At 42.7% G+C, this 12,297-nt stretch carries 9 protein-coding genes; 8 read left to right on the forward strand and 1 reads right to left on the reverse strand.

Annotated elements, in window-relative coordinates; genetic code table 11:
* Window positions 1-189: 189 nt before the first annotated feature.
* The 4 genes from gltS to yddG all read left to right on the forward strand — a co-directional run bounded on the left by gltS (window position 190) and on the right by yddG (window position 4,856).
* Window positions 190-1,410, forward strand: coding sequence for a sodium/glutamate symporter (gene gltS / locus ACINWC323_RS08285; protein ID WP_009512569.1), 1,221 nt, complete (start codon window positions 190-192; stop codon window positions 1,408-1,410).
* Between the two features lie 286 nt (window positions 1,411-1,696).
* Window positions 1,697-2,860: a zinc-dependent alcohol dehydrogenase gene (locus ACINWC323_RS08280; RefSeq protein ID WP_009512911.1), complete on the forward strand. Its 1,164-nt coding sequence runs from the start codon at window positions 1,697-1,699 to the stop codon at window positions 2,858-2,860.
* A gap of 150 nt (window positions 2,861-3,010) precedes the next feature.
* A complete protein-coding gene (locus ACINWC323_RS08275; protein ID WP_009512785.1) occupies window positions 3,011-3,811 on the forward strand; it encodes an SDR family NAD(P)-dependent oxidoreductase in 801 nt (266 codons plus the stop codon).
* A gap of 160 nt (window positions 3,812-3,971) precedes the next feature.
* Entirely contained in the window at window positions 3,972-4,856 is an 885-nt protein-coding gene (yddG, locus tag ACINWC323_RS08270) for an aromatic amino acid DMT transporter YddG (protein WP_032881540.1), read from the forward strand.
* Window positions 4,857-4,963: 107 nt separating this feature from the next.
* On the opposite strand, the gene dsdA is transcribed toward yddG, so the two are convergent.
* Window positions 4,964-6,289 (reverse strand): D-serine ammonia-lyase, encoded by a 1,326-nt coding sequence (gene dsdA / locus ACINWC323_RS08265; protein WP_009512514.1) that lies wholly within the window; start codon window positions 6,287-6,289, stop codon window positions 4,964-4,966.
* A gap of 496 nt (window positions 6,290-6,785) precedes the next feature.
* On the opposite strand from dsdA, the gene ACINWC323_RS08260 reads away from it, so the two are divergent.
* From ACINWC323_RS08260 to ACINWC323_RS08245, 4 genes are all read left to right on the forward strand, one after another.
* Window positions 6,786-8,777, forward strand: a complete 1,992-nt coding sequence (locus ACINWC323_RS08260) for a TonB-dependent receptor plug domain-containing protein (protein ID WP_009512837.1) — start codon at window positions 6,786-6,788, stop codon at window positions 8,775-8,777.
* A gap of 142 nt (window positions 8,778-8,919) precedes the next feature.
* A complete protein-coding gene (locus ACINWC323_RS08255; RefSeq protein WP_009512558.1) occupies window positions 8,920-9,300 on the forward strand; it encodes a Fur family transcriptional regulator in 381 nt (126 codons plus the stop codon).
* Window positions 9,301-9,453: 153 nt separating this feature from the next.
* Window positions 9,454-11,622, forward strand: coding sequence for a TonB-dependent siderophore receptor (locus tag ACINWC323_RS08250; protein WP_009512919.1), 2,169 nt, complete (start codon window positions 9,454-9,456; stop codon window positions 11,620-11,622).
* A 426-nt stretch (window positions 11,623-12,048) separates the two neighbouring features.
* Window positions 12,049-12,285 (forward strand): VF530 family protein, encoded by a 237-nt coding sequence (locus ACINWC323_RS08245; RefSeq protein ID WP_003651786.1) that lies wholly within the window; start codon window positions 12,049-12,051, stop codon window positions 12,283-12,285.
* The last annotated feature ends 12 nt before the right edge of the window (window positions 12,286-12,297 follow it).

A 12,297-nucleotide genomic window follows, 5' to 3' on the forward strand; every position in this document is an offset into this window, starting at 1 on the left:
TCTCCATTCTTAATTTTTAAAGTTATTAAATCATTGTATTTATATCAATTTTTTTAATTCAAAAATGCCAGATAATTACTAAGCGTAACAAACAAAGCAGGATAATTGCTTTACCATCGCTCGCTTTATCTTTACGGCAAGGTTTTCCTTCGTCAGCCCCATTGCTCAAGGTTTTTGATTTGGTGAACAATGAATTTTGATATTGACATCTTTGGTACGATTGTCACTGCAGTCTTTGTACTGTTTATCGGTTATTTCCTCGTAAATAAAGTGAGTATTTTAAAACGCTACAATATGCCTGAACCTGTAATCGGGGGACTTGTAGCAGCAATTGTCACGTATTTTCTGTTCACACAGCTCAATATTACGGTGAACTTTAATACTGACATTCAGCGTAGTTTCATGCTGGTATTTTTTACTTCAGTCGGTTTAAGTGCCAGCCTGTCAAAACTTAAAGAAGGCGGAAAAACACTGATTATGTTTATGTTCTGTGTGGTTATATTTGTAATACTACAGAATGTTTTGGGCATAAGTCTGGCAACTGCTTTAGGTCTTGATCCATTGATTGGCCTGATTACCGGTTCGGTGACCTTAACTGGTGGTCATGGTACTGCAAGCGCATGGGGCAGCATATTCGAAAATGAATATGGCATTCAGGGTGCAGTAGTGTTGGGTATGGCAAGTGCAACCTTTGGTTTGGTCATCGGTGGCATGATGGGAGGTCCTGTGGCCAAACTTCTGATTCGCCGCTATCAACTGGCTGAAGAAATTGCACCAACACAGCAACGTACTGAAGCGCCTCCTGCAAATGAAACAGCGCCGTTTGAATATCCGGAAAAAACACGACTGATTACTGCAGACGATGCGGTAAAAACCTTGGGCATGTTTGCGCTGTGTATCTTCTTTGCCAACTTTATGACCGATTTTGCCAAAGGCTACTGGTTTGAATTACCGACTTTTGTCTGGGCTTTAGGTTGTGGTGTATTCATCCGTAATACCTTGGAATATGTCTTTGATATCAAACTGTTTGACCGCTGTATTGACGTATTTGGAAATGCCTCTTTAGCCTTGTTCCTGTCGATGGCATTAATGTCGTTACAGCTTTGGCTATTGGCAGGACTGGCAGGTCCGTTGCTGATTATTCTGATTGCTCAAACTTTGTTTCTGGCACTCTACCTGTTTTTTGTCACCTTTAAAGTTATGGGTAAAAATTACGATGCAGCAGTACTTTGTGCGGGACAATGTGGCGTCAACCTCGGGGCCACACCTACGGCGATTGCCAATATTCAGGCCGTCACCAATAGTTATGGGCCTTCGCATAAAGCTTTCCTGATTATTCCGCTGACGGGGGCATTTTTTGTGGATATTATTAATGCGCTGGTCATCCAGACCCTGATTAATTTTTTCTAGCACAGTGCTGTAACTTCATTTGATGGTTTAAAGAGCATTTCTGCCAAAACTTCATTATTCATATTGAAAATGCCAGTTGATCAACTGGCATTTTTTATTGTCTTCAAAGCAAGAGAGACGAATACCCTCCCTTTAATGTGTGCGTTTATTTTTCATGTTTAGTTACAAACCCTTAAATTCTTTTGCATATTCATAATATGGCTTACGTGAGTGCTAACAATTATTGCAAACGGTAAAAAAACACTGCCCATAATCAAATGACATCTTATAAATTAAAGGAATAACCATGCGTGCGCTTACTTACCACGGTGCTGAAGATGTCCGTGTTGAAACGGTAGCAGATCCCATCCTTAAGGAAGCTGACGATATTATTTTAAGGGTGACCGCTACTGCAATTTGTGGTTCAGACTTACATCTGTATCGGGGAAAAATCCCTCAAACCGAGCAGGGTGATATTTTTGGTCATGAATTCATGGGCATTGTTGAAGAGGTGGGTTCGGCTGTCACTCAGGTCAAAAAGGGCGATCGGGTTATCGTTCCTTTCGTGATTGCCTGTGGCGAATGCTTCTTTTGCCAGTTAAATCTGACCGCCGCCTGTGAAACCACCAATAGCGGACGAGGTGCGATCGTCAATAAAAAGCAGATTCCTTCAGGTGCTGCATTATTTGGCTATAGCCATCTCTATGGCGGTATTCCCGGTGGTCAGGCAGAATATGTACGTGTCCCCAAGGCCAATGCAGGTCCATTTAAAGTCCCGGGTTCATTGTCGGATGAAAAAGTGCTTTTTCTCACCGATATTCTACCCACCGCATGGCAGGCAGTAACCAATGCAAAAGTCAGCAAAGGTTCCACGCTGGCCATCTATGGGGCCGGACCGGTAGGACTGCTCAGTGCAGCCTGCGCGAAAATGCTCGGCGCAGAAAAGATCTTCATGGTTGATCATAATCAATATCGATTGAAATATGCCGCAGAAGCCTATGGTGCAATTCCTGTCGATTTTGAAGCGGTTGATGCTGCTGAATACATTATCCAGCATACCGACAATTATCGTGGGGTTGATGCCGTGATTGATGCGATTGGATTTGAGGCAAAGGGAAGTGTGATTGAAACGCTGTTGACCAATCTAAAACTGGAAGGTTCCAGTGGTGTGGTACTACGCCAATGTATTGCCGCTGTGCGCCGTGGAGGCGTCGTCAGTGTACCGGGAGTATATGCAGGGCCTATTCACGGTTTTCTATTTGGCGATGCTTTTGATAAAGGTCTGACATTTAAGATGGGACAAACCCATGTCCATCATTTTTTACCTCAACTCTTAGAACTGATTGAAGACGGTAAACTCGCGCCTGAAGCGATTATTACCCACCGGATGAAGCTAAAAGATGCAGCTGAAGGTTATCGTATTTTCGATAACAGGGAACAAGAATGTCGTAAGGTCATTCTTACGCCTTAAAAACTGATTAAACGTAAAAAACCTCTAAGTCATATTAGAGGTTTTTTTATACTCCAACTAACTTTTAAATAAGAAAGAATTCGAAATCACTTGTAGATAATTAAAAGGCGTACAATAAATAATCAATAAAAAATACAGGCAGCATCTTTCATGTTAGTTAAAAATAAAATTGCTGTGATTTTTGGAGGCAGTGGCGCTGTAGGTCACGCGATCGCTGATACCTTGGCCCGAGAAGGTGCTTTTGTCTATTTAGGCGCCCGACACCAGCACACACTGGATCAGGTTGCAGCACATATTCATAATGTAGAAGGTCGAGTAAAAACCTTTATTGTGGATGTACTGGATGAACAGGCGACCCAAACAGCGATAAAACAGTTGACTGGGCTAACGGATGGTATCGATGTTGTGATCAATGCCACAAGTTTTATGCATAACCAAGGTAAGGAACTTTCAGAACTCAACCAGCATGAATTTATGCAGGGCATCACACCTTTTTTAACTGCTCAATTTAATATTGCAAAAGCCGTCGTCCCCTATATGGGTACAAAGTCAATCGGGGCAATGATTAGCGTCATTGCACCCTCTGGTGCAATGGCGATCCCGGGTCATTTGGGGCATATTGTCGGTTGTGCCGGGAGCGAAGCATTTATCAAAGCACTCGCCAGTGAACTGGGTCCAAAGAATATTCGGGTGCTTGGGGTACGTTCCCATGCCATTGCGGATGCGGCTCAGGCAGGCTCTTATACGCGCGAGTTATTTAGTTTAAAAGCACAAGCGATGGGCATCACCTTGGATGAATGGCTCAATGGCGCTGCGCAAAGTACCATGTTAAAACGATTGCCGACACTCACTGAAATTGCTGAACTGGTGACATTTCTGGCCTCTGATCATGCCAGTGCAATGACTGCTACTATCGTCAATGTGACTGCGGGTGCGACCATAAATTCATAGCAAATGATTGATAGAATTTCTAAGTAATTCAGCATGATTGCTGTGCAAAACAGACGAGTCATGCTAAAAAGTGAATCCTTATAAACTCTAATATTCAAGTGAAGAATCAATATTGAGCTCTTCCTGATTAGAATATGAAAATTGATAAGTGATTAAGTGGATGATAAGCAAAAGAAATGCAACCCTAATAGGACTCATGGCGGTGCTGTTATGGAGTTCGATTGTTGGGCTAATTCGTGGTGTCAGTGAAAGTCTGGGCGCAACGGGTGGAGCGGCCATGATATATAGCGTGGCTTCGGTGTTTTTATTATTGAGTGTCGGATTTCCCAAGCTACGCGAATTTCCGCGCACCTACCTGTTCTGGGGCAGCTTACTGTTTGTGTCCTATGAGCTTTGTCTGGCCTTATCTATTGGTTATGCCAATAGCAGTCAGCAAGCGATTGAAGTCAGTATGGTGAACTACTTATGGCCGGCACTGACTATGGTCTGTGCAATTGTCTTTAATCATCAAAAAACAAATTTTTTGATTATTCCTGGTTTTATCATTGCCCTGATGGGAATTTGCTGGGTACTTGGAGGTGAGCGGGGACTTGATTTCGCCAGTATCACAGCCAATATTCAAGATAATCCGTTGAGCTATGCTTTGGCTTTTATGGGTGCTTTGATCTGGGCTGCGTATTGTACAGTCACCGCCAGAATTGCCAAGGGTAACAATGGTGTCACGCTTTTCTTTATACTGACGGCAGCGGCATTATGGGTCAAATATGTGCTCATGGGGGCCGAACCGATGCAGTTTGATCTGCATACCCTGATTTATCTTGTGCTTGCTGCTGCCGCGATGGGCTTTGGCTATGCTGCATGGAACGTCGGGATTCTACATGGCAATGTCACATTGCTTGCGGGTGCATCTTACTTTATTCCTGTATTTTCAGCCGCACTGGCAGCTCTTGTTTTACAAACCGCTCTTTCCTTGTCGTTCTGGCAAGGTGCAGCCATGGTCTGTATCGGTTCCGTGCTGTGCTGGGTGGCAACCCGTCAGAAATAAACAGGCCTTATGTCTGCACTCCCAGCGATAGAAAGGGATCAGCCAAAACAAACAGCATCCTATCCACGAGGCTGGATGCTGTTTGATAGATCAAAAACAGTAGTATGCTAAGCCTTTGCCAGATAATTTTGCATTTCTTCTGCAGGTACCATGCCACCACCTGTTCCCCATACAATATGATTGGCGTGCTGTAACTGCTGTTCAGTCAATTGATGTAGATCCTTGTAATCTTGATACTTACTGACTAAAACTGGTCCGAGCATACCTGCCAGTGCAGACGGTTCAAGTTTCAGGTTTTCGGACTGGTTGAGCATTCCGAGCAAGCGATACATAGTTTGATCATCCAGTGTATAAAAACCATCTAACAATCGTTGCATGGCACGGCCGACAAAGCCTGACGCACGGCCCACGGCGAGACCATCTGCCGCCGTAATATTATCAATCCCAATATCCTGAACCGAAATTTCATCATGTAACCCGGTGGCAACGCCCAACAACATACACGGGGAATGGGTAGGTTCGGCAAAAATGCAATGGACGTGATCGCCAAATGCCATTTTCAGGCCAAATGCTACGCCACCAGGCCCGCCACCGACACCACAAGGCAAATAAACAAAGAGGGGATGTTGCTGATCCACGCGAATCCGCTGTTGATCCAGCTGTTTCTTTAAGCGTTCACCCGCAACAGCATAGCCCAGAAACAGGGTCTTAGAATTTTCGTCATCAATAAAGAAGCAGTTCGGATTTTTTTGCGCTGCTTTCCGGCCTTCTTGCACCGCAATGCCATAGTCTTGCTCGTACTCAACCACGGTTACGCCATGAGCGCGTAACTTGTCTTTTTTCCATTGTCGTGCATCGGCTGACATATGCACCGTGACATCAAAGCCGAGTTGTGCACTCATGATGCCAATCGAGAGCCCAAGATTACCTGTTGAACCCACTGCGATGCTGTATTGACTAAAAAAGGCTCTAAATTCTGGGCTATTCAGTTTGGCATAATCATCGTCAAGACTGAGCAGATTGGCTTGTAACGCGAGCTGCTCCGCGCGAAAAAGCACTTCATAAATGCCTCCACGTGCCTTAATTGATCCTGAAATAGGCAAATGGCTGTCTTTTTTCAACCATAGTTTGCCTGCAATTTTTTGCTCGAAGTGCGTTTCAAGCGATTGCTGCATCTCTGGAATGGCGCTTAGCTCCGATTCGATAATGCCATGGCTGACACGGGTTTCTGGAAATACTGCCATGAGGTAGGGTGCAAAACGTTGTAAGCGGTCACGCGCATCATCAATATCCGCTTGCGTTAACCCGACATAGGGTAAGCCTTGCTCGAGCGTAGTGAATGAGGGGTTAAACCAGACTGTCTCTTTCAATTCAATTAGGTCTTTCACAATCGGATAATGGGTAACAAGGTCTTGAATTTGATTCCAATCCATTCAGTTTCTCATAAAGTTTGGTTGTAAGCGTGATTGTACAAAGTCATTTTATTGTTTGGAGTATGATTTCAGTCAAATTCAGATTAAAGCAATAAACAGAGCTTTAAGCGATAAAAATAATGAAAGTTATAAACAAATCATCATCGTGGTTTAGTTTGCCTCTAGCACGCGATATTCGTATCACTCAACCGCATATTCAGCAGTGCGATACACTGGCGTCAGACAAAGCACACAGTATAAAAACCATGATCCCCATACAAAACAAGTGGATAAATAAAAAAACGCAAGAGCATTATTTTTACCGACTAAAACACAAGTTAAACAATAGGGGAAGACCCCTCGATTTAAATGGTCAATGATAAACAAAGCTACAAATAAGAATGATTATTAATTTCAACTATTGAATGATCATTAATAAATGGCTATGATGCGCAAACTTTATAAATGATAACAACTAACAAATGAAAATTGTTATTAATAAGGAGAGTGCGACAACATGGTCTTGGCAAAGAACAAATTAGTGCTTGCAATTACAGCCTTGACGCCGTTTGCGGTATGGGCAGAACAGCATCAGACCGAGCAAGCAGGCACAAGCTTACCCACGATCGTGGTCACTGCCAGTCTGGCAGAGGAGAGCCCTGATACGGCGCCTGCTTCAATCACAGTGGTCAGTAAACAACAGATTGAACAATCCGCGGCAAATAGTCTGGCGGAAGTCTTGGGTAAAACCGTCGGGGTGCAAAATTATAATGGCGGGGGCCGCGAGAAACTGACCATCCGTGGGGTACGTGAATCAAACGGGGTATATACCTTGATTCTGGTCAATGGCAAACGTATTTCTTCTACAGGTGCCTTATGGCGCGATGCCGATCTGGATATTAGCTCGATTCCATTGTCCAGTATTGAGCGGGTAGAAGTGATTCGAGGACCGATGTCTGCGCTCTATGGTTCAGACGCGATTGGCGGTGTAATTAATATCATTACCAAAAAGCCAACGGATAAGTGGCAGGGGGCAATCAATGCTGAATATCATCTGGTCGACCGCGGTGCAGGAAAGCAGCAATATCGCTTGGGTGCCTCTGCATCCGGTGCATTGACCGACAAACTGGGTTTATCGGTTTCAGCAGAGCAATATGACCGTGATGCGTGGTTCTCACAAGGCAAACAAGCTACACCAGCTTATTATATCGAAGGCAAGAAAACCCAGAACTTACGTTCAACCCTGAGCTATGAGCTCAATGATCAGCAAGATCTTGATCTTGACTTAGGATATAACAAGGATAAACGTCCGTATGGTCAGACGGACTATCAATACTATCCCGCTACTGGTCATTTAAATGAGGGATTTGCCAGTCAGGAGATTGAACGACATTCCGTTGGCCTAACACATCGTGGTGACTGGAGCTGGGGGAAAACTACCGTTTCAGCACAACAGGAAAATAGTGAAATTAAAGACTATGATTCAGACTTTGATGAGCCCAAGCATCGTACTTTGAAAGAAAATAATACCAACTTGCGTGCCTATAGTAATTTTGATGTCAGTCTTCACGGCATTGTTGCGGGTGTTGAATACAATCATCAGGAAGTCAAAGACGGCGTAAGCTATCAAAACTCCGGTAAGGCTTCAGTTGGCACATCTTCGGTGTTTGTACAGGATGACATCCATATCACCGATCCACTGACCTTATCCTTGTCTGGCCGTTATGATGATCATGAGGTGTTTGGTCAGCATTTCAGTCCAAAAGCCTATCTGGTTTATCAGTTACCGCATGATATTGTGCTCAAGGGAGGTTATGGGCAAGCTTTTAAGGCGCCGTCTCTGGCACAAATGACCAAAGATTACGGCATTGTCAGTTGTGGCGGTGGGTGTACCTTATGGGGCAATCCTAACCTAGAGCCAGAAACCAGCGACAACTATGAAATGAGTGCATCCATCCGTAAAGCAAGCTGGAACGGCAGTGTCACTGTATTCCATAATAAAATTAAGGATATGATTAGCCGTGATATTACCTATAGCGTTGATCCGAATGGTGAATCCAGCCCCACGGGCGCTGCCTGGGTGAATTTAGGCCGGGTCAAAATCAAAGGGGTAGAGCTTGCAGCACAGGCTGATTTATTGCCTATGCTTTCGGTTGATACCAATGCCACCTATCTTGATGCGAAGAACAGTGAAACACATAAACGCCTGGATGAACGTCCACGTCTGCAAGCCAATACCAATCTTAATTTAAAACCGCTTGAATGGTTAACTCTAACTGCGGGTGCAAGTTATATCGGTGATCAGGTCATTAACCAGAAAAAATTACCTGATTATACCTTGGTCAATCTTGGTCTCTCAGCCAAAGTAGATCCCGCAGTGACTGTACGAGCAGGCATCCGTAACCTGACCGATGTCGATCTGGAAGAAAAGGGCAAAGATGCTGGAATTAAATTCAATGAAAAAGAACTGGGACGTAACTATTATGCTGGTGTGACCTATACCTTCTAATTTTGAATATTGAACGCAACAAGATGTCTTGAGAAATCATTTTCAAGGTATTATTCACTTCGATTTTTAAACATTTACTTAATTCCAAGTTGTTTATTTTTATAAAAATATTGTTGTTATTATTTTAATTGACAGGTTTCTTATGTACGCAAAATTATTAATCAATAAAGGCTTAACACCAACCGTTGCCCGAGTTTCTGTACTCGAAGTCCTTGCACAACATAATGGTCTTACCGCAGATGATATCTATATGATTGCCAATAAACAGAGTGGTCTCAAAATAGGCACCATTTACAGAGTCCTGTCTGATCTGGAAAAGCATCACCTGATTCAACGAATCCTGTTTGGTCGCAATAAAAGTATCTATAAGCTACTTAAACATAGAATCAATTGTAATGTGCGAGAAACAATTAACGGAAATATGCATCCCTACAGTAATCCTGAAATCAACACTTTGCTTGAACAAATCATGGACAAACTTGGAGATGAATTTTCAACAGCAGAACTAATTTTATATAAGTAAGACCTTTGGATCGCTAGTTAAATTCAATTTGTCGGCTAAATATAAAAAAGTCGTAGATAGATGGAAAATATGCTTGTCCAATCGAAAGAAATTGTGAATACTCGTGCCGCAAATTCGGACTGTAAAATTAATTTTTAGGACTCGGCAAATACTGTGAAAACCTTTCCATTTTCTCGTCTACAAACAGCATTACTGGCAGTTGGCTCATTTTCGTGTCTAGGACTGATTTCCACAGTGACACAGGCCGAAACTGAAAGTGAAGCCACTCGGCTTGCCACCATTACAGTGAATGCTCAGGCCGTAGAAAATGCGTATTATCAGCCAAAAGTCAATTTAACCGGTTTTAATCAACACCATCTGGCTAAAATACCTGCATCAATCAGTACCATTACGGCTGAACGTATTGCAGATCAACATGCAAAAACACTCACCGATGTGGTAAAGAATGATGCAGCAGTAGGGGACGGCTATGCACCGATTGGATATTACCCAAACTTTGTGATGCGTGGTTTTGCCCTAAATCTGGGTTCAAGTTATTTGCTCAATGGCAATGTAATTCGCGGTGAGCAGAATGTAGCGCTTGAAAATAAACAACAGGTCGAAATCCTCAAAGGAATCAGTGCGATTCAAAGTGGTATGTCAACTCCCGGTGGTGTGGTCAATTACGTCACTAAACGCCCTAAAGATATACGGTCAGTGACCGTGGGCGCAGATAGTGAAGGTGGCTATCGTATCGCAACAGATCTGGGTGGACTGTTGGGTGAGCAGCAACAATTGGGTTACCGGATTAATCTGGCCAGTGAGGAAATTCATCCTTATGTTGAACATGCCAATGGACGTCGTTTATTTGGCTCCATCGCTTTAGACTGGAACATCTCGGATCGTTCCAAGCTCGAATTTGATCTTGAATCACAGCATCAGCGTCAGCGTTCTGTACCAGGTTATCAATTATTGGGTGGCAACGCCGTACCCGATGGTGTGAAATGGGATCGTTTACTGGGTTATCAAAGCTGGAGTCAACCTATAAGCAGTGACAGCTTAAATACCGGATTAAAATATACTTATCAGATCAATGATAGTTGGACATCGTATTTAAGTGCTTCACAAAGCCGTGTGGTGGTCGATGATTATTCATCCTTTGCCTGGGGGTGTTATCGTGAAACTTGTCAGACGAAAGGTAATAGTTTTGACCCGAATGGTAATTACGATATTTATGACTTCCGCAACCCGGATGACAGCTATCTCACTAATCAATTTAAGGCAGGCATAAACGGTAAATTTAAGACCGGTGCATGGCTACACAACCTTAGTGCAGAATTGTCACACACAGCTAAACGTCATTCGCAATATGATGCTATTTTCCAAGCCCCAGAAGCATCTGGAAATATTTATGAAGATACTAAAGACTATATTCCATCCGAAAAAACTTTAGCCAACCATTATAAGTCATTAAAAAGCCAGCAAACTGCATTAACGCTGATCGATCAGATTGATTTCAATGCAGCTTGGTCAGTTTTAGCGGGGGGAAAACTGCTACATTTAGATGAAAATGCCTACAAAGCAGATGGTTCCCGCATTCGAAAGACAGATTTTAACCGTTTCTTACCGCAAGTTGCAGTGATGTATCAGCCTTGGGAAGATACACATGTCTATGCGTCTTATGCCAAAGGTTTAAGTGATGGTGGCCAAGCGCCGGCATCTGCCGCCAATGTATCAGTAACGCTAGCCCCAATCCATTCAGCTCAATATGAACTGGGTATTAAACAACAATGGCAGGATTTACTTTTTACCGCAGCAATATTTGATTTAAAACAGGACAATCAGTATACCAATGCAGCCAATAACTATGTGGCTGAAGGTGAACAGCACAATTTGGGATTAGAACTCGGCTTGCAAGGCCGTTTAAGTGATAATCTGGATATTACCTCAAGTCTAGCATTGACTCGTTCACGACTCACAGATGTTCAAGTGGCTGAATATAAAGGACATCAAACTCAAAATGTACCAAATGTACGTTTTGCCAGTCATTTATCGTATCAAGTGCCACAAATTGATGGATTACGTTTATTGGCAGGTATGCAGTACAGCAGCAGTAAATATGCCAATAAAACCGGCACAGTGAAGGTGTCAGGTTATAGCGTATTTGATGCTGGTGCAGCGTATAATTTTCATGCCTATGGTTATGACAACACACTGAGATTGAATGTAGACAACGTATTCAATAAGAAATACTGGCGCGATGTCGGCAATTTTCTTGGGGATGATTATTTATTCCTAGGTGCGCCACGCACAGCACAGTTGTCATGGACTGTTAATTTTTAACTTGAGATAGAAAAGCTAGATAGATACATCACGGTGTAAACTCTAAATCATTTAAGTTTACGCCGTTTTATTTAGATACGTATAAGAACATTGGAAGCTGCAAAACTGAAGTTTGGTGAGGAACATGTCGTGATCTTAATAAATTAATATTGTTTCGCATAATGTATATTATGTTAAATAGGATATCTAAAGACTGTGGCCTACACAACACTGTTTGTTGCCACAGCTCAGCAACGTGAATTATGATCGTAGAGATTCACGTTGCTGAGCTCGAGTTCTCATTCCATAAAAACAAAGGTCTAGATTTTAAGACACCAAATCAATAAGCTGTAATTTACTATGTAAATTACGCTTAAATGCTAACCCTCTCATTTTTCAACGAGCTCAGGTTATAATGATGGTCTCCCCAAATATAGTTGATCTATTATGAATGCCTCCAATGACCCTCTACACGGCAAAAAACTTGCTGATATTTTGGATGAGTTATTGGATTATTACGGTGGCTTTGAAGGCTTAAGTCGTAAAATTGAAATTAGATGTTTTTGTATAGATCCAAGTGTTAAGTCATCGTTACGATTCTTGCGTACCACACCATGGGCGCGTGAAAAAGTAGAAAGCTTATATTTGTATGTCTTACGCCAAAAAGCCAAACAGAAATCGTAGTTATCAAAGCTA

The organism is Acinetobacter sp. WC-323 (assembly GCF_000314615.1).
Classification (GTDB): Bacteria; Pseudomonadota; Gammaproteobacteria; order Pseudomonadales; family Moraxellaceae; genus Acinetobacter; species Acinetobacter courvalinii.